Source organism: uncultured Nocardioides sp. (genome assembly GCF_947488025.1).
Taxonomy (GTDB): Bacteria; Actinomycetota; Actinomycetes; order Propionibacteriales; family Nocardioidaceae; genus Nocardioides.
In genome coordinates this window covers 103934-121929 of the sequence record NZ_CANKYS010000006.1, presented here as the reverse complement: position 1 = coordinate 121929, position 17996 = coordinate 103934, and the positions used below count along the sequence as shown (strand labels likewise).

General features: G+C 71.3%; 16 protein-coding genes. 11 read left to right on the top strand and 5 right to left on the bottom strand.

Annotated elements, in window-relative coordinates; genetic code table 11:
• Positions 1 to 5 precede the first annotated feature (5 nt).
• The 4 genes from Q1B24_RS11980 (at position 6) to Q1B24_RS11965 (ending at position 5018) form a co-directional block, all read left to right on the top strand.
• On the top strand, positions 6 to 2810 hold the full coding sequence (locus tag Q1B24_RS11980; RefSeq protein WP_299928469.1) for a DEAD/DEAH box helicase: 2805 nt from the start codon (positions 6 to 8) through the stop codon (positions 2808 to 2810).
• A gap of 13 nt (positions 2811 to 2823) precedes the next feature.
• On the top strand, positions 2824 to 3774 hold the full coding sequence (locus Q1B24_RS11975) for a 5'-3' exonuclease (RefSeq protein ID WP_299928465.1): 951 nt from the start codon (positions 2824 to 2826) through the stop codon (positions 3772 to 3774).
• 10 nt (positions 3775 to 3784) lie between these two features.
• Complete coding sequence (locus Q1B24_RS11970; RefSeq protein ID WP_299928462.1) at positions 3785 to 4237, top strand: Lrp/AsnC family transcriptional regulator; 453 nt, start codon at positions 3785 to 3787, stop codon at positions 4235 to 4237.
• Between the two features lie 139 nt (positions 4238 to 4376).
• Complete coding sequence (locus tag Q1B24_RS11965) at positions 4377 to 5018, top strand: maleylpyruvate isomerase family mycothiol-dependent enzyme (RefSeq protein ID WP_299928458.1); 642 nt, start codon at positions 4377 to 4379, stop codon at positions 5016 to 5018.
• Positions 5019 to 5129: 111 nt separating this feature from the next.
• Here the strand turns inward: Q1B24_RS11965 and Q1B24_RS11960 are convergent, their stop codons facing one another.
• Complete coding sequence (locus tag Q1B24_RS11960; protein WP_299928455.1) at positions 5130 to 6074, bottom strand: hypothetical protein; 945 nt, start codon at positions 6072 to 6074, stop codon at positions 5130 to 5132.
• Positions 6075 to 6285: 211 nt separating this feature from the next.
• On the bottom strand, positions 6286 to 7755 hold the full coding sequence (locus Q1B24_RS11955; RefSeq protein WP_299928453.1) for a lysine 2,3-aminomutase: 1470 nt from the start codon (positions 7753 to 7755) through the stop codon (positions 6286 to 6288).
• A gap of 165 nt (positions 7756 to 7920) precedes the next feature.
• On the opposite strand from Q1B24_RS11955, the gene Q1B24_RS11950 reads away from it, so the two are divergent.
• The 7 genes from Q1B24_RS11950 (at position 7921) to Q1B24_RS11920 (ending at position 15129) form a co-directional block, all read left to right on the top strand.
• Positions 7921 to 9009, top strand: a complete 1089-nt coding sequence (locus Q1B24_RS11950) for an L-erythro-3,5-diaminohexanoate dehydrogenase (RefSeq protein WP_299928450.1) — start codon at positions 7921 to 7923, stop codon at positions 9007 to 9009.
• Between the two features lies 1 nt (position 9010).
• Positions 9011 to 10597: a lysine 5,6-aminomutase subunit alpha gene (locus Q1B24_RS11945; RefSeq protein WP_299928447.1), complete on the top strand. Its 1587-nt coding sequence runs from the start codon at positions 9011 to 9013 to the stop codon at positions 10595 to 10597.
• Between the two features lie 76 nt (positions 10598 to 10673).
• Positions 10674 to 11429 (top strand): OAM dimerization domain-containing protein, encoded by a 756-nt coding sequence (locus Q1B24_RS11940; protein ID WP_299928444.1) that lies wholly within the window; start codon positions 10674 to 10676, stop codon positions 11427 to 11429.
• Positions 11426 to 11842 (top strand): hotdog domain-containing protein, encoded by a 417-nt coding sequence (locus Q1B24_RS11935; protein ID WP_299928440.1) that lies wholly within the window; start codon positions 11426 to 11428, stop codon positions 11840 to 11842. Before Q1B24_RS11940 ends, Q1B24_RS11935 begins: the two co-directional genes overlap by 4 nt.
• Positions 11843 to 12257: 415 nt before the next feature.
• The gene (gene lnt / locus Q1B24_RS11930; RefSeq protein WP_299928437.1) at positions 12258 to 13823 is read left to right on the top strand and encodes an apolipoprotein N-acyltransferase; all 1566 of its coding nucleotides are present in this window, start codon (positions 12258 to 12260) and stop codon (positions 13821 to 13823) included.
• A gap of 26 nt (positions 13824 to 13849) precedes the next feature.
• Positions 13850 to 14572 (top strand): polyprenol monophosphomannose synthase, encoded by a 723-nt coding sequence (locus tag Q1B24_RS11925; RefSeq protein ID WP_299928860.1) that lies wholly within the window; start codon positions 13850 to 13852, stop codon positions 14570 to 14572.
• The gene (locus Q1B24_RS11920; RefSeq protein WP_299928434.1) at positions 14569 to 15129 is read left to right on the top strand and encodes an FxsA family protein; all 561 of its coding nucleotides are present in this window, start codon (positions 14569 to 14571) and stop codon (positions 15127 to 15129) included. The genes Q1B24_RS11925 and Q1B24_RS11920 overlap by 4 nt, the downstream gene beginning before the upstream one ends.
• Before the next feature lie 21 nt (positions 15130 to 15150).
• Here Q1B24_RS11920 and Q1B24_RS11915 read toward each other — a convergent pair whose 3' ends face one another.
• The 3 genes from Q1B24_RS11915 to Q1B24_RS11905 form a co-directional block, all read right to left on the bottom strand.
• Positions 15151 to 15531 (bottom strand): RNA polymerase-binding protein RbpA, encoded by a 381-nt coding sequence (locus Q1B24_RS11915; protein ID WP_056907751.1) that lies wholly within the window; start codon positions 15529 to 15531, stop codon positions 15151 to 15153.
• Positions 15532 to 15768: 237 nt separating this feature from the next.
• Positions 15769 to 17130 (bottom strand): MFS transporter, encoded by a 1362-nt coding sequence (locus Q1B24_RS11910; RefSeq protein WP_299928423.1) that lies wholly within the window; start codon positions 17128 to 17130, stop codon positions 15769 to 15771.
• Positions 17127 to 17963, bottom strand: coding sequence for a glycerophosphodiester phosphodiesterase (locus tag Q1B24_RS11905; RefSeq protein ID WP_299928418.1), 837 nt, complete (start codon positions 17961 to 17963; stop codon positions 17127 to 17129). Before Q1B24_RS11905 ends, Q1B24_RS11910 begins: the two co-directional genes overlap by 4 nt.
• Positions 17964 to 17996 lie beyond the last annotated feature (33 nt).

Sequence of the window (17996 nt, the reverse complement as noted above, 5' to 3'; positions counted from 1 at the left end):
ACCTGATGAGCACCCCCGACGACCAGCCCACGCCCGCCGAGCGCTACGCGGCCTTCCAGCGCGAGAAGCCCTACCCGATGCTCAAGGACTTCGAGGGCCTCTACGGCTTCGAGCTCGACGACTTCCAGCTGCGCGCGTGCCGCGAGATCGAGGACGGCCGCGGCGTGCTGGTCGCGGCCCCGACGGGGTCGGGCAAGACCGTCGTCGGCGAGTTCGCCATCCACCTCGCCCTGCAGACCGGGCGCAAGGCGTTCTACACCACGCCGATCAAGGCGCTGTCCAACCAGAAGTACCACGACCTGGTGAAGCGCTACGGCGCCGACAACGTCGGCCTGCTGACCGGCGACAACGTCGTCAACGGCGAGGCGCCCGTGGTCGTGATGACCACCGAGGTCCTGCGCAACATGCTCTACGCCGGCTCCCGCACGCTGCTCGGCCTCGGCTTCGTGGTGATGGACGAGGTGCACTACCTCGCCGACCGGATGCGTGGCGCGGTGTGGGAGGAGGTCATCATCCACCTCCCGGAGTCCGTGACGCTCGTGTCCCTGTCCGCGACGGTCTCCAACGCCGAGGAGTTCGGCGAGTGGCTGGCCACCGTCCGGGGCGAGACCACCACGATCCTCGAGGAGAAGCGCCCCGTACCGCTGTTCCAGCACGTCATGGTCGGGCGCCGCCTGCTCGACCTGTTCGCCTCCTCCGACGTCGACGCCAGCGCGGGCTTCGTCAAGGAGGGCGCGCCGGTCAACGACGAGCTGACCCGCATCGCCCGCGACGACTGGGCCAGCTCGCGGCTGATGCGCGACCGGCGTTCGCCGCGCAAGGGCAAGCCCGGGTCGTCGAAGAACCCCCGCGCCGTCGGCAACGGTCGGCGCGTGTGGATCCCGAGCCGCGTCGACGTCGTGGAGCGGCTCGACCGCGAGGGCCTGCTGCCGGCGATCGTGTTCATCTTCAGCCGGGCCGGCTGCGACGCCGCGGTCACCCAGCTCGTCCAGGCCAACACCCGCCTCACGACCGCTGCGGAGCGCGACGAGATCTTCGCGCGGGTCGAGGAGGCCTCCCGCACGCTGCCCGAGGAGGACCTGCACGTCCTGGGCTACCACGAGTTCCTCGACGGCCTCACCCGCGGCGTCGCCGCGCACCACGCCGGGCTGCTGCCGGCGTTCAAGCAGGTGGTGGAGGAGCTGTTCCAGGAGGGCCTGGCCAAGGTCGTCTTCGCGACCGAGACGCTGGCCCTCGGCATCAACATGCCGGCCCGCACCGTCGTGATCGAGAAGCTGTCGAAGTGGAACGGCGAGACCCACGCCGACCTGACCCCGGGGGAGTACACCCAGCTCACCGGGCGGGCCGGGCGGCGCGGTCTCGACATCGAGGGCCACGGCGTCGTGCTCTACCAGCCCGGGATGAACCCGCGCGAGGTCGCCGGACTCGCCTCCACCCGCACCTACCCGCTCCGCTCGTCGTTCCGGCCGTCCTACAACATGGCCGTCAACCTCGTCCACCAGTTCGGTCGCGCCACCTCGCGCGAGCTGCTCGAGCAGTCCTTCGCCCAGTTCCAGGCAGACAAGGCCGTCGTCGGGCTGGCCCGGCAGGTGCACAAGGCCGAGGAGGCGCTCGAGGGCTACCGCGAGGCCGCGACGTGCCACGTCGGCGACTTCATGGAGTACGCCGGCCTCCGGCGCCGGATCTCCGACCTCGAAAAGGGTGCGGCACGCGAGCGCCGGCACGACCGACGCGAGGAGGCGATGCGGTCGCTCGGCAAGCTCCGACCGGGCGACGTGATCCACGTGCCGGCGGGGAAGTTCAGCGGCCTCGCCGTCGTGATCGACCCGGGCCACTCCGGCGACGAGCCGCGCCCCTACGTCCTGACCGCCGACCGGCAGGCCCGGCGCCTCGCCCCGATGGACTTCCCGACCCCCGTGGAGGCCGTCGGCCGGCTGCGGATCCCGAAGTCGTTCAACGGGCGCAACCCCGCGATGCGCCGTGACCTCGCGACAGCGCTGCGCGCCAAGGCCCACGGGCTCGCCGCCCCCGGCGAACGACGTACCAAGCAGCGCGACTCCTTCAGCGACACCCCCACCGACCGGGAGATCGGGCGTCTGCGCGCCGACCTCAAGGCACATCCCTGCCACCAGTGCCCCGAGCGCGAGGACCATGCCCGGTGGGCCGAGCGCTACTTCAAGCTCGAGCGCGACACCGAGACCCTCAAGCGGCGGGTGGACAACCGCACCAACACCGTCGCGCGGACCTTCGACCGCGTCTGCGACGTGCTGACCGCGCTCGGCTACCTCGACGGCGACGCGGTCACCGAGAAGGGCTCCCACCTGCGGCGGATCTACACCGACATGGACCTCGTCGCCGCCGAGGCGATCCGGGCCGGCCTGTTCGACGACCTCGCGCCGTCCGAGCTCGCCGCCGTGCTGTCCGCGCTGGTGTTCGAGGCCCGACGCGCCGACGACGCCTCGTCACCCAAGATGCCCGGCGGACAGGTGCGACCCGTGCTCGCCGAGCTCGTACGCCTGTGGGGCCAGCTCGACGCGCTCGAGCGCGACCATCGCCTCGACTTCCTCCGCGAGCCCGACATGGGCTTCGCCTGGGCGGCCTGGCGCTGGGCCGAGGGCGACGACCTCGACGACGTGCTCATGGTGACCGGCCTCTCGGCCGGCGACTTCGTGCGCTGGATGAAGCAGCTGCTCGACCTGTGCGGCCAGGTGGCCGACGCGGCGGGGGAGCGCGACCTGCGCGACACGGCGCGGGCGACCGCCCGGCTGCTCAAGCGCGGCGTGATCGCCTACAGCGTCCTCGCCGAGTGAGAGGCTGACCCCCATGACTGCCGAGCCCGCCGACACCGGCCAGCGCCTCCTGCTGCTCGACACCGCCTCGCTCTACTTCCGGGCGTTCTTCGGCGTGCCCGACTCCGTGAAGGCGCCGGACGGCACCCCGGTCAACGCCGTGCGCGGCCTGATGGACTTCATCAGCCGGCTGGTGGGGGAGTACGACCCGACGCACCTGGCGTGCTGCTGGGACGACGACTGGCGGCCGCAGTGGCGCGTCGACCTGCTCCCGTCCTACAAGGCCCACCGGGTGGTGCGCGAGGTCCCGGGCCCCCGTCCCGACGTCGAGGAGGTGCCGGACCCACTGGAGGCGCAGGTCCCGATCATCCTGTCGGTGCTGGAGGCCTACGGCATCCCCGTCGTCGGGCACGCCGAGATGGAGGCCGACGACGTGATCGGCACCCTCGCCACGGGTGCCGGCATGCCGGTCGACATCGTCACCGGCGACCGCGACCTGTTCCAGCTCGTCGACGACGACACCGAGGTCCGCGTGCTCTACGTCGCCCGCGGCGTCAGCAAGCACGAGCGCGTCGACAACGCCTGGGTGCGGGGCAAGTACGGCGTCGACGCCCACCAGTACGCCGACCTCGCCACGCTGCGGGGCGACGCCTCCGACGGGCTCCCGGGCGTGGCCGGGGTCGGTGACAAGACCGCGGCGACGCTGCTCGGCCGCTTCGGCACCATCGACGCGATCATCGCCGCGGCCGGCGACCCCGACTCCGACATGGGCCCCGGGCCGCGGGGCAAGATCAAGGCCGCCGCCGACTACCTGGCCGTCGCACCCCGCGTGGTCGCCGTACGCCGCGACCTCGACCTCGGCGGGCGCGACCTGAGCCGTCCGCGCACGCCTGCCGACCACGAGGCCGTCGTCGCCCTCGACGCGAAGTGGGGCCTCGGCTCGTCTGCCGTGCGCCTGGTGGAGGCGCTGTCCGGCTCCCACTAGGGTGTCGCGCGTGAGCTCCTCCGAGGTCGAGTCCAAGGACCGGCAGATCCTCGCGCTGCTGGCCGCCGACGGACGCATGTCGTTCACCGACCTGGGCAAGGCGACGGACCTGTCGACGTCCGCGGTGCACCAGCGGGTCAAGCGGCTCGAGCAGCGTGGGCTGATCACGGGCTACGGCGCGACCGTCGACCACGACCAGCTCGGTCGGCCGCTGACCGCCTTCATCTCCATCACGCCGATCGACCCGTCGCAGCCCGACGACTACCCCGACCGGCTGCGGGGGATCACGGAGATCGAGTCGTGCTGGTCCGTGGCCGGCGAGGAGTCCTACATCCTCAAGATCCGCGTCGCGACGCCCCTCGCGCTCGAGGAGCTGCTGGCCCGGATCCGCGGGGCGGCCAGCGTCTCCACGCGCACCACGATCGTCCTCTCGACGCCCTTCGAGAACCGCCCCGTGGACTGAGCCGTCGACCCAGGGGAGTCCACCGCGCAGGGCTTGACCCGTGCTCGCCACAGGCGTAGTGGTGGGGGATGGCCCACTGCTGTCCCGCCGGGATGCTCGACGCGCTCCGCGGGGCCGTGTCGTGAGGGGCTCGCCGACGGTGCCCGAGCTCACGCGGGCGCACCGGCAGGGCTTCATAGAAACGCTGAAGGGCCTCGACCCCGAGCAGTGGTGGGCGCCCTCCCTGTGCTCGCAGTGGCGGGTGATCGACGTCGCCGCGCACCTCGCATGGGCCCCCGTCATGGGCGCGGGAGCCGGAGCGGTCGCGATGGCCCGCCACGGCTTCTCGATGAACCGGATGATCGCCCGCTCGGCGGTGGACTGGTCCGGTCGCGGGCGGGACGCGATCCTGGCGCAGCTGCGTGACAACGCCCGCACCGGCGCGACCCCGACCGGGATGCCCGCGGTCGCCGCGCTCGCGGACGCCGTCGTGCACGGGCTCGACGTACGCCGTCCGCTCGGCCAGCCGGGAGCGGTGCCGGTCGACGCACTCGCCCCGCTCGCCGACTTCACCCTCGGTACGCCGTGGCCGGTGAACGCCGTCGTCGGGGGCAGCGCGCGACGCCGCGTCGCCGGCGTACGACTCGTGGCGACCGACACCGACTGGACCCACGGCACCGGACCCGACGTGCTGGCCTCCGCCGAGGCGCTGCTCCTGCTCCTCTACGGCCGCCCGGTGGCCCCCGCCGAGCTCACCGGGCCGGGGGTGCACACCCTCCTGCCCCGCCTCGGCCCCGCCTGACCCGGGCACCGCTCCGGCCCGCCCGCAGAGTCCCCGCTCGAGCGGGGAGTCCGTCACTTGGAGGGGTGTACGACGCCCTCCAAGTGACGGACTACCCCAACAAGCACGCCCTCAGCGCATCAGGCCCCGGCTCTCGAGCGCCTTCATGATCCGACGCGCGAGGACGACCGGGCGCCCGAGATCGGCCCAGGTGACGCGGATGCAGATCCAGCCCTTCTGGACACAGATCTGCTCTTCCCGTCGCTTCTCCCGCATGAGGTAGTCGGCGAGCGTCTCACCGGGTCGGCGGTGCTGCTCGTACTTGATCCGGCCGTCGAACTCGAGGAAGACACCCAGCTTCGCCCACAGGAAGTCGACGATCCCCAGCAGGTTGCCCTGCTCGTCGAACACCTCGACCTGCGGCTCGGGCCGAGGGACCCGCTGCTCGAAGAACAGGTGCCACGTCCGAGCCTCTGCGACGTTGGTGACACGGCTGTCGGCACGAGCCAGGACGAGCCTGGTGCTGAGGCTGCCGGGCCAGTGGCACGCCGTCGCGGCAACATCGTGCAGCTCGGCGATCGTCGCGAGCTCTCGGTGCAGCACGCCGCAGGCGGCCACCAGCCCGGCCTCGGCGCCGTACGTCGTCGCCACCTCGATGGCGGCACGCGCAGGGTGGGTGGCCGGGACGCCGTCGCGCACCGCCCACCACCGCTTGCCGAGCGTGGCGCGATGGTGCACGACACCGGCCTCACGACGACCGGCCCGCCCGTCCGTACGGGTCAGGTGCGTCTCCTCCAGTCCGACGCCCCACAGCGGGACCCCGTGCTCGGCAAGGCTGTTCTGATGGGACAGCACCGCGGACCCGTGTGCTGTGCGGAGCACGGCTCGCGCACGCGCGCGCATCAGGCCGACCTCGTCGAGCTCCTTGACGAGATCGGTCGGGGCGTACGCGCCGTAGCGGAGCTTGGTGAGCGCGCCGGCCTGCACCTGGGCGCGGATGTCGCGATCGGTGAAGCCTTCTGCGATCAGCTCGCGCCGGAGCGCGACATCGGTGGGGGACAGCTGGAACTCGGCCATGCACTACTCGTGCCCGGAACCACCCGCTGCCGAAACGGTGCCAGACGTGGCTGTGGAGAACGGCGTACTGGGTGGGGAAGTCCGTCACCTGGAGGGCGTTGTACACCCCTCCAGGTGACGGACTCCCCGCTCGAGCGGGGAGTCCCCGGACGGGCGGCGGGCAGATCCCGGACGGGCGGCGGGCAGATCCCGGATCAGGCTGGAGGGCGGGTCAGTAGGCCTGGAGGGCGGCGGTGCGGCGGGACGCCTCGGCCATCTCGGCAGCCTTGAGCGAGGCCTCGTCGAGGCGACCGTGCTGCTCCCACCACTGCTGACCGGACTCGGGCAGCGTGTGGATCGGGTCGTAGTACTCGTAGTAGCGGGAGAGGGCCTCGACGTGGTCGGCCTCGATGGACGTGCGGTAGTTCTTCGTCCAGTAGGAGATGCCGTGCTCGGTGTCGTAGTCGGCGTTCTGGTGCACCCAGCGCTTGCCGACGAAGGGCACGTCGCACACGATGCGCGGCGTCGCGAAGCCCGGCAGGTAGCCCATGATGTGGTGCTGGAGGCGCTGCGCGTCGGCGAGCGAGACCCGCCAGTGCTCCGAGAACGGGATCATGTCGCACATGTAGAAGTAGTAGGGCATGATCTGCGCGCCATCGAGCAGGCGGAAGCACAGGTCGAGCAGGGCGTGCGGGTCGGCGTTGACTCCGTTGAGCAGCACCCCCTGGTTGCGTACGTCGCGCAGGCCGGCGTCGAGCATCGCCCGGGTCGCCTCGGCGACGATCGGTGTCACGGAGTTCGCGTGGTTCGCGTGGGTGTGCATCGCCAGCGAGACGCCGCGCGAGCGGGCGAGATGGGCGACGCGACCGACGCCCTCGACCACGTCGGGCTGCAGCCAGTGCTGCGGCAGGCCGATGAGGGCCTTGGTGGCGAGCCGGATGTCGCGGATGTTCTCGACCTCCAGCACGGAGGTGAGGAACGCCTCGAGGCGGGGCCACGGCATGTTGGCGACGTCGCCGCCGGAGACCACGACGTCGCGCACCGACGGCGTGCGCCGCAGGTAGTCGAGCATGTCGCCGAGGCGGTCGTTGGGCTTGCCGGCGAACTTCAGCTTCTCGATGACCGGGGTGGAATTGCCCACGAGGTCCATGCGGGTGCAGTGGCCGCAGTACTGCGGGCACGTCGGGAGCAGCTCGGCGAGCACCTTGGTCGGGTAGCGGTGGGTGAGCCCCTCGGTCGCCCACATGTCGTGCTCGTGGAGCGAGTCGCGCGCGGCGTGGGGGTGGGAGGGCCAGTCGGTGCGGCGGTCGCTGAAGACCGGCAGCATGTAGTGGCGCACCGGGTCGGTGTAGAACGCCTCGGTGAGCGAGCCCGGGCCCGCCGGCGACACGTGCGGCACCATCGTGTTCATCATCTGCGGCGGCACGAGCATCGACATCGTGGCCCGCTCGGCCTGGTCGCGCTCGAGGTCGGCGTAGAACCGCTCGTCGAGCAGGTCGCCCATCAGCTCGCGCAGCTGCTTGAGGTTCTTGATGCAGTGGGCGCGCTGCCACTGCACCGAGGCCCAGTCCGCGGCGCTCACGTCGGCCCAGCCCGGGAACCGGGTCCAGTCGGGCTCGACGAGCTCGACCCGCTGGTAGGGGTAGGGCTGGCCGGTGGCGGCGAGTGCCCCCTCCAGCGCGGTGGCGGTCTCGATGCTCATGGGATCTCCTAGCAGTGGCCCGGGCACACCCGGGTCAGGACTGACGGCGCGCCGGTTGTGTGTGCGGCGACACATCTGGGAGAGTACGTGGAGAACGTGCGGCCAGTCCAATGCCACGCCGCAAGATTTCCGGTTCTGGATGCAAAACCTAGAAGGATGCACTGCATGAACACCTCCTCGGACATCCGGTCGGACGTCCGCACCAGCGACCCGACCGGCCTGCACCGCGTCCTCGACGACCGCGCGGTGCTGCCGCAGGCCGCCCTGCGCCTCGACACGCGCGCGGAGCTGTGGCCCGACGAGGTGCGGATCCGCGTCGAGCGGCTCAACCTCGACGCCGCGTCGTTCCGCCAGCTCGAGCGCAAGCACACCAAGTACGGCGAGCGGCACCCCGACGCCGTACGCGCGGAGGTGCTCGACATCGTCGCCACCCGCGGCAAGATGCAGAACCCCGAGACCGGCTCCGGCGGCATGCTCGTCGGCACCGTCGAGGAGGTCGGCCCCGAGTCGCCTCTCGGCCTGGCCGTGGGGGACCGCGTCGCGACGCTCGTCAGCCTGACCCTGACCCCGCTCGTCATCGAGGACGGCCTGGCGCGCTGGGACGGTGACAGCGAGCAGGTGCCGTGCGACGGCTACGCCGTGCTCTTCGGCCGCTCCATCGCAGCCGTCATCCCCGACGACCTCGACCCGGCCCTCTCGCTGAGCGTGATGGACGTCTGCGGCGCACCGGCGCTCACGGCCCGCGTGGTGGAGGAGTACGTCGCCCGCCACGAGGATGGCCACGCCCCGACCGTCGCCGTGATCGGCGGAGCCGGGAAGTCCGGCTCCCTCAGCCTCGCCGCGGCCCGGCAGGCAGGTGCCGCACGCACGATCGGCATCGTTCCCCGCCAGGACGAGCACGACCTGCTCCAGGGCGCGGGTCTCGCCGACGCGGTGGCGATCGCCGACGCCCGCGACCCGATCGCGCTGCGCGACGCCGTCACCACCGCCGGCGGCCCCGCAGACGTCACCGTGGTGTGCGTCGACGTCCCGGGGTGCGAGGGCGGCGCGATCCTCGCCACCGCCGAGGGCGGTACCGTGATCTTCTTCTCCATGGCCACCAGCTTCAGCGCCGCCGCACTCGGCGCGGAGGGCCTGGCCGCCGACGTGCGGATGCTCGTCGGCAACGGCTACGTCCCCGGGCACGCCGCCTATGCGATGGAGCTGCTGCGCGGCGACGCCGGCGTCCGCGCCCTCTTCGAGCGGAGGCTCTGACATGGCCCGCACGACCAGCGCCCTCGGCATCGACCGCGCCGACGTACGCCGTGCGCGCACGTTGGCCCGCCAGGTCGGCAAGCCGATCGTCGACCTCGCCCAGCACCACACCACCGTCAGTGTCGAGCGGGCCACGCTGCGCCTCGCCGGCCTCGGTGGGGCCGACCCCGACGGCACGCCGTGGGTGAACCGGCTCGCCGACGTCGTACGCGCCGATGTCGGTCTCGAGCACGGCGTCAGCCTGCCGGTGTGGGACGCCCTCGCCCGCGGCGAGGGTGACGACCTGCTCACCCTCGCGCAGAAGGCAGCGGCCGGCTCGATCACCTTCCGGGTGCCCGAGGGCAAGGACGCGAAGCGTGCGAGCGCCGCCGCCCGCAAGGCCGTCGGTGCCGGCATCAAGCAGATCGACCGGCAGCGCGTCGCTCGCGAGAAGATGATCGCCAAGGTCGGTGACGCCCCCAGCAAGCCGTGGATCTACCTCATCGTCGCCACCGGTGACATCCACGAGGACATCCCGCAGGCGCAGGCCGCCGCCCGCGAGGGCGCCGACGTCATCGCAGTGATCCGCTCCACCGGTCAGTCGCTGCTCGACTTCGTGCCCGAGGGCGCGACCCGGGAGGGCTTCGCCGGCACCTACGCCACCCAGGAGAACTTCCGCCTGATGCGCGCCGCCCTCGACGAGACGTCGAGGGAGCTGGGCCGCTACGTCCGGCTCACCAACTACGCCTCCGGCCTCTGCATGCCGGAGATCGCGGCGCTGGCTGGACTCGAGCGGCTCGACATGATGCTCAACGACTCGATGTACGGCATCCTCTTCCGCGACATCAACCCGATCCGGACCTTCGTGGACCAGCGCTTCAGCCGCCAGGTCCACGCCCGCGCAGGCATCATCATCAACACGGGCGAGGACAACTACCTCACCACCGCCGACGCGATCGAGGCCGCGCACACCGTCACCACCAGCCAGCTCCTCAACGAGTACTTCGCCAAGGAGGCCGGGCTCGAGGACTGGCAGCTCGGCCTGGGCCACGCCTTCGAGATCGACCCCGAGGTGCCCGACTCGTTCCGCCTCGAGCTGGCGCACGCGATGCTGGCGCGCGAGCTCTTCCCCGACGCGCCGCTGAAGTGGATGCCGCCGACGCGCCACATGACCGGCGACATCTTCAAGGGCTACCTCCTCGACGGCTTCTTCAACCTGGTCGGCGCCCTCACCGGTCAGGGCATCCTGCTGGTCGGCATGATGACCGAGGCGGTCGTGACGCCGTGGATCTCCGACCGGGACCTGGCCCTGCAGAACGTCCGCTACGTCATGAACGCCGCCGGCAAGCTCCACGAGGACTTCCGCCCCGCGCCCGACGGCTTCATCGCCGGCCGCGCCCGCGAGGTGCTCGGCGAGGCGATCGGCCTGCTCGAGGAGATCAAGGCCGACCGCAGCGTCCCCGGTGAGCCGCCACTGCTCTCCGCCATCGCCGACGGCACCTTCGGCCTGATGAAGCGTCCCGCCGACAAGGGCAAGGGGCTCGAGGGCGTGGCCCGCAAGGCGGCCGACTACTACAACCCCGCGACCGAGATCCTGGAGGAGAAGTGAGCGAGCGCAGCGAGCTCACCAGTCAGCACACCGCCCCACGTGCCTCGTGGGCGCACGGAGCGAAGCGAGTACGCACATGAGCCTAATCCGCCCCTACGGCGACACCACCGGCGACGGCATGGTGCAGCTGTCCTTCACCCTCCCCATCGAGCACTCCAAGGTCGCCGAGGGCGCCGCGGTGCAGCTCGCCAACAAGATGGGCATGGACCCGGCCCTCGTCGTGCACGCGAAGCCGATGGGGGAGGGGTTCACGTTCTTCGTCGTCTACGGCCGGGTCAACCACCTCGTCGACCCCAGCACGGTCGAGGTCGTCGAGCGCGACTACCCCCTGCTGACGCCGAAGGAGGCCAACGCGGCGATCAAGCGGTCGATGCGGCGGCGACTGGTCGTCGTGGGCGGCTGCATCGGCACCGACGCCCACACCGTCGGCATCGACGCGATCCTCAACATCAAGGGGTTCGCGGGGGAGAAGGGGCTGGAGTACTACCGCGAGCTCAAGGTGGTCAACCTCGGCGCCCAGGTCTCGGTGCCGCAGCTCGTCGAGGCGGCCCGCGAGGAGAAGGCCGACGCCGTCCTCGTCTCGCAGGTCGTCACCCAGCGCGACGCCCACCTGCTCAACACCCGCGAGATGTCCGCGGCCTTCCGCGAGGCCTACCCGGCCGCCAGGCGCCCGCTCCTGGTCGTCGGCGGCCCCCGCTTCGACGAGACGATGGCAGGCGAGCTCGGTGTCGACCGCGTCTTCAGCAGGGGTACGACGCCGGGCGAGGTCGCGTCCTTCATCGTCCACCGGCTCACCGGCCCCCGTCCGAGCGCCGAGGAGATCGCGTCATGAGCACCCCGATGACCGACAGCAGCCGGGTCGGCACGGTGGTGACCCACCGCCGCTACGTCCCCTACTCCCACGCCCACTACGCCGGCAACCTCGTCGACGGGGCCTACAGCCTCGGCCTGTTCGGCGACGTCGCCACCGAGATGTGCATCGTGCTCGACGGCGACGAAGGGCTCTTCGCCTCCTACTCCGACGTGCAGTTCCGGGCCCCCGTCCGCGCGGGTGACGTCCTCGAGATCACCGCGACGCTGGTCAAGGAGGGCACCCGCAGCCGGGTGATGGACTTCGACGTGAACGTCGTCGGGCGAGGCGCTCCGAGCGACGACGCGCCCGGCCGCGCCGAGGTGCTGGACCCCCCGGTGCTGGCCACGACCGCCACGGGCACGGTCGTCGTACCTCCCTCATCGCGCGCCTGATACCCCCCACCTCGGCGTGTCATGCGTCGACACGCCGAGCGACGCGAGATTTGTCAATGGAGTTTCCTCCGGGGCGCATGCCGTTGACCTGCGACAACGTGCGTCGTCGCAGGTCAGGGACGTGTTGACACCGGTCTCGCGGAGAGGGAGGGTTCCCGGGTCCGCCTGTGCAGCTCGCGGGTGGCGCCTTCGGCAGAGCGGAGACGAACGTGGGGCACGCGGAGCCAGCGGTGCCCACCGTCCGTCGACCGGTCGACGGCGCCCCGCGGGGGCTGGATGCGGGAGGGACCCCGGGGCCGTAGACAACTCCGCGTGCTCGTCAGCCAGACGGGTGCGCGTTGGTCCGAAGCCCCCCGGTTCCTCCCGCACCGCTGCAGGCGCTCCTCCGTGCCGACCCGTCGGCTACGGTCTGTGCGTGCCGCTCCGCTGCCTCCTCGCCCTCGTCGGCGGTCTCGTGCTGGCAGCCGCCTTCGAGCCGGTCGGCCACTCCTGGGTGATGCCTCCCGCGATCGCGGCCCTGGTGCTGTCCGTGCGCGGGCTCGAGCCGCGTCGTGCGTGGCTGCCCAGCCTCGTCTTCGGGGTGGCGTTCGTCTACGCGGTGATGGTCTGGATGCGCGCGGTCGGCACCGACGCCTGGCTGGCGATGTGCGCCATGGAGGCGGCCTTCTTCGTCCCGCTCGGCATCGGGATCTCGTGGAGCATGCGGTCGCGCGCGTGGCCCGTCCTCGCCGCGCTGTGGTGGGTCGGCATCGAGACGTTGCGCAGCGGCTTCCCCTTCAGTGGCATGCCGTTCGGTCGTCTGGTGTTCGCCACCGCCGACACCCCGTGGGCCGACGCCCTGCCGTGGATCGGCATGACGGGCGTCAGCCTCCTGGTGGCGCTCACCGGTACGACGCTCGCCTGGGTGCTGCTGGAGGTGCGCACCCCGTCCCGCGCGACGTACGCCGCCGTGGCGGGACTGGCCGTCGTCACCCTCGCGCCCGCACTGGTGCCGTTCCCGCTCGAGCGCAGCGGCACGGCCACGGTCGCGGCAGTGCAGGGCGACGTCCCGGGCACCGGGCTCAACGTGCCGGCCGTGCACCGCGAGGTGACGGCCAATCACGTGCGGCTGACCGAGGAGCTGGCCGACGCCGTGGCCGCGGGGGAGCAGCCGCGACCCGACTTCGTGGTGTGGCCGGAGAACTCGACCGCGGTCGACCCCTTCCTCGACACCGAGGTCCACGCCGGCATCGTCGCCGCATCCGACGCCATCGCGGTCCCGATCCTGGTCGGCGGCACCAACAGCAACCCCCTCGATGACACCCAGGTGCTCAACCAGGGGATCGTCTTCCAACCGGGTCTGGGCAGCGGCGACCGCTACACCAAGCGCCACCCGGTGCCCTACGGCGAGTACATCCCCTTCCGCGGCAGCAGCTGGATGCCTTCCACCTACGGCAGGCTCACCGAGGTGCCGCGCGACATGGTGCGCGGCACCAGCCTGGAGCCGATCCGGATCGGCGACCTGCTCGTCGCCGACGCGATCTGCTTCGACGTCGCCTACGACGAGGGGATCGCCGGCCAGGTGGCGCGCGGTGCCGAGCTGGTGACGGTGCAGACGAGCAACGCCATGTTCAGCCGCACCGGCCAGCTCGCCCAGCAGTTCGAGATCAGCCGGCTCCGGGCCCAGGAGACCGGCCGGTGGGTGGTGGTGGCCGCGATCAACGGGATCTCCGGCGTCGTACGACCTGACGGCACGGTGGTCGCGTCGGTCCCCGCACGCGGGCAGGAGGTGCTGGTGGAGAGCGTCGGTCTCAGCACCACCCAGACCCTCGCCGTCCGTCTCGGCGTCTGGCCCGGACGACTCGCACTGATCTTCCTCGTCGTGCACACGGCGGTCGTGCTCATCACCTATCGTCGTCGCCGGCAGCGCGACCGCGCCGCCGACGACGACCTGCAGCCGCCCCGGCCGTTGCAGCCCCTGGAGCGAGGTACGCCCGCGTGAGTGTCGACGGTCTCGGCCGGTGCGTGATGGTCATCCCGACCTACGACGAGGCCGACAACCTCGAGTGGATCGTCGGGCGGTTGCGCGCCGCCCAGCCGGGCGTGGACGTGCTGGTCGTCGACGACAACAGCCCGGACGGCACCGGTGACATCGCCGACAAGATCGCCGCCGCCGATCCCGCCGTGACCGTCGTGCACCGCACGGAGAAGGCCGGGCTGGGCGCTGCCTACCTCCACGGCTTCGACGTCGCGCTCCGAGCGGGATACGACGTCATCGGCGAGATGGACGCCGACGGGTCGCACCAGCCCGAGCAGCTCCAGCGGCTCCTCGACGCGCTCCACACGGCCGATCTCGTCATCGGTTCGCGCTACGTCCCCGGCGGCTCGGTGGTCAACTGGCCGCTCCAGCGGCTCCTGCTCTCGCGCGGCGGCAACCTGTACGTCCGTCTGCTGCTCGGCATCCGGGTCAAGGATGCCACCGCCGGCTACCGCCTGTTCCGGCGCACGACCCTGGAGGCGATCGACCTTGGCTCGGTGAGGTCTACTGGATACGTGTTCCAGACCGATCTCGCCTACCGCACGCTCAGCCGCGGGCTGCGGCTGACCGAGGTCCCGATCGAGTTCGTCGAGCGGGAGCGCGGCGACTCCAAGATGAGCGGCCAGGTCGCGTCCGAGTCCCTGCGCAAGATCACCCGCTGGGGGCTCTCGGAGCGACGTCAGCAGCTCCGGAGGAGCAGGAGCCGGGCATGACCATTCCACCCCCGCCCGCAGGACCACGCCGTCGGCGCCGGTGGGTGCGCCCGGTCCTCGCGGCCGCCTTCGTCGTGGTGCCCCTGGTCGAGATCTGGGCCATCCTCCAGGTCGGCCAGCTCGTCGGCCCCTGGTGGACGATCGTGCTCCTCGTGCTCGACAGCCTGCTCGGGGCGTGGCTGATCAAGCGCGAGGGTGGCCGCGCCTGGACCGCGCTGCGCGAGGCACTGCAGCTCGGTCGGATGCCGGCCCGCGAGATCGCCGACGGTGCGCTGATCCTCATCGGCGGCACGCTGATGCTCAGCCCGGGATTCGTGCTCGACATCGCGGGCATCGTGCTGATCCTGCCCTTCACCCGGCCCCTCGCGCGCCGGCTGCTCACCCGGGTGGTCGAGCGCCGCCTGGTGGTCGCGCCCGGCCTCGGCGGCCCGTTCGGCCCTCCCGGCTTCGGGAGCGGTTTCGGCACCGGCTTCGGTCCGGGTCACGGACCCCGGGACGACGAACGCCCCGGACCTGGGCCCGGAGGCCCGGTGGTCCGGGGCGACGTCGTCGAGTGAAGCGACAGCCCGATCAGCTGATCAGCTGACGCGCTTCTTCTTGTTGGCGCGGTGCAGGTGCGCGGGGCCGATCTCGCCACCGCGCAGCAGCTCCAGCCGCTCCTTGAGGATGTCCTCGAGCTCCTTCTCGGAGCGACGCTCCAGGAGCATGTCCCAGTGCGTGCGCACCGGCTTCTCGACCTTCTCCTCGGGGAGGATGCCCGCCGTGCTCAGGGCCTCCTCGCCACATCGCGGGCACTCCCACTTGGCCGGGATGTCGGCCTCGACCGACATCGTGACCTCGAAGTCGTGCCCCTGCTTGCACCGGTAACCGACCTGCTGCCGAGCGGCGAACTCGATGCCGCGCTCGTCCTCGAAACTCTGGCCGCCGAGCCGTGCGCCACGTAGTGTGCGCTCCGCCACCGTGCCCACCTCCATTGGGTTGCTGACACCCGTTGTGTTGTGTTCGGGTCTTCCAGTGCAACGAGCCAGACAATGGTTCGTGACGCCGCTCGTGGACGACGCGGCTCGATCGCACCGGAACTTCTACGATCTTCAACGGTAGCGGGGACCGCACAATTCCGCGGATTCACGGTGTCGGCGGCCACGCTCAGGCGAGACGAACTTCACCCCCAGGGGTGGACCTGGCCCCGAGCAGGCTCAGATCACCGCGGGTACGTCGTTGCCCGCCTCGCGGATGCCGCGCTCGGTGTCGACCCGGGTGAGCAGCAGGCCGCCGATCACGAAGAAGGCGATCAGGGCGAACAGCGCCGGCCGGTAGGAGTCGGTGAGGGCGAGCACGATGCCGAACGTCGCTGTACCGAACCAGGAGGTGCCGCGGTCCATCGCGTGGTAGAAGCTGAAGTACTCCGCCTCCTTGCCCCGGGGGATGAGGAGGGAGAAGTAGGACCGGGCGAGGGCCTGCGTGCCACCCAGCACGATGCCGATGGCCACGCCCATCACCAGGAAGAGGGCCACGTTGCCGGCCGGCAGGAACAGGCCCGCCGTGACGATCACGCACCAGATGGCCAGGCCCATCAGGATGGTCCGCTTGGCGCCCACCCGGCCGGCGAGCCGACCGAACAGCAGCGCACCGCCGAAGGCCACGAACTGCACCATCAGGATCGTGGCGATGAGGACCGTCTGCCCGTGGCCGAGCTCCTCCGAGCCGTAGACCGAGGCGGACGCGATGACGGTCTGGATGCCGTCGTTGAAGAAGAGGTAGGCGATCAGGAAGGTCAGGGCCATGGGGTACTGCCGCATGTCGCGCAGCGTGGCCGCGAGCTGGCCGAAGCTCCGACGGATCGCGTTGCCCTCCACCTGCTCGACCGCGACCGGCGGGTGGTCGTTGAGCTTGAGGAAGGGGATCAGGGTGAACCCGGCCCACCACACGGCTGCCGACAGCATGCACAGGCGGGCGGCGAGCCCCTCGTCGAGTCCCAGGGCCTCGTGCCCTAGGTAGACAGCCAGGTTGAGCACGAGGAGGAGGCCGCCGCCGAGGTAGCCGAAGGCCCAGCCGCGGGAGGAGACCCGGTCCCGGTCGTCCTCGTCGGAGATGAGCGGCAGGATCGAGTCGTTGACCACGCCGGCCGCGCCGAAGAACAGGTTGCCGAGCACGATGCCGACCGCGGCGAGCTGCCAGTTGTCGCCCGTCGCGAAGAAGATCAGCGAGGCGAAGAACGCGCCGATCCAGGCCAGGGTCGCGAGCAGGCGCTTCTTGTTGGCCACGCGGTCGGCGTAGGCCCCCAGTGGGGGCAGCACCAGCGCGGACAGGATCGTGGAGACCGTGATCAGCCAGAAGAACAGCGAGTCGGGGGGCAGGGAGATCCCGCCGACCTCGAAGCGGCCGTCCTCGCCGCCGACGGCGTTCTCGGCCAGGTTGATGAAGTAGGGGCCGAAGAAGACGGTGCCGATGGTGGTCGTGTAGGCGCTGTTGGCCCAGTCGTACCAGTACCAGGCCTTCTGCTCGCGCGCCTGCTCGAGCGGCGCGAGGTTGGCGATCCCGCCCTCCACGTCCGTCATGCGTCCCCCTCCATGCCATCCCCCTGCCATGGCTGGTCGGGGCCGTTCCACTGTCCGCGGGCGCGGAGCACGTCCCTGAGTATGTCCGTGCGATCGGTCATGATGCCGTCGACACCACGGTCCAGGAGGGCGTTCATCTCAATTGGGTCGTCGATGGTCCAGACGTGCACCTGGACGCCGGCCGCGCGGGCCCGTCGTACGAGCCCGCGCGAGACCACGAGGACGCGGCCCCGCCGGTGGGGGACCTGCAGCGCCGCCGGTCGCCCGCGGGTGAGCCACCGGGCGAGCCGGGCGCTGGGGGAGAGCACGAAGGCGACCACCTCCAGCGGGTGGGCCGAGGTGGCGACCCGACCACCCGTGCGCCGGCGGAACGCGTTCATCCGGCGTCCGGAGAACGAGCCGACCAGCACCCGGTCCCACGCCTGACGCGCCTCGATGAAGCGCGCGAGCGCCTCGACCGCGCCCTCGGACTTGAGGTCGATGTTGAAGCGGGCCTGCGGGAAGGCGTCGAAGAGGTCGGCGAGGGTCGGCACCCGCTCGCGACCGCCGATCAGGGCCTGCTGCACCTCGGCGTACGTCGAGTCCGCGATGCTGCCGGTGCGGTCGGTCACCCGGTCCAGGACGGTGTCGTGGAAGGCCAGCAGGACGCCGTCGCGGGTGACGTGGACGTCGGTCTCGAGGTAGGTGTAGCCGAGCTCGACCGCGTGCGCGAACGCGGCCAGCGTGTTCTCGAGGCCCTCGATGTCTGGGTGGTAGGCGCCACCACGGTGGGCGAAGGCGAGGGGCCGTCCGCTGTCGAGGTAGGCAGGTACGGACCGTTGGGGCGACGTCACGTCAGAAGTATGGACGTCAGCGGTACCGTCGGG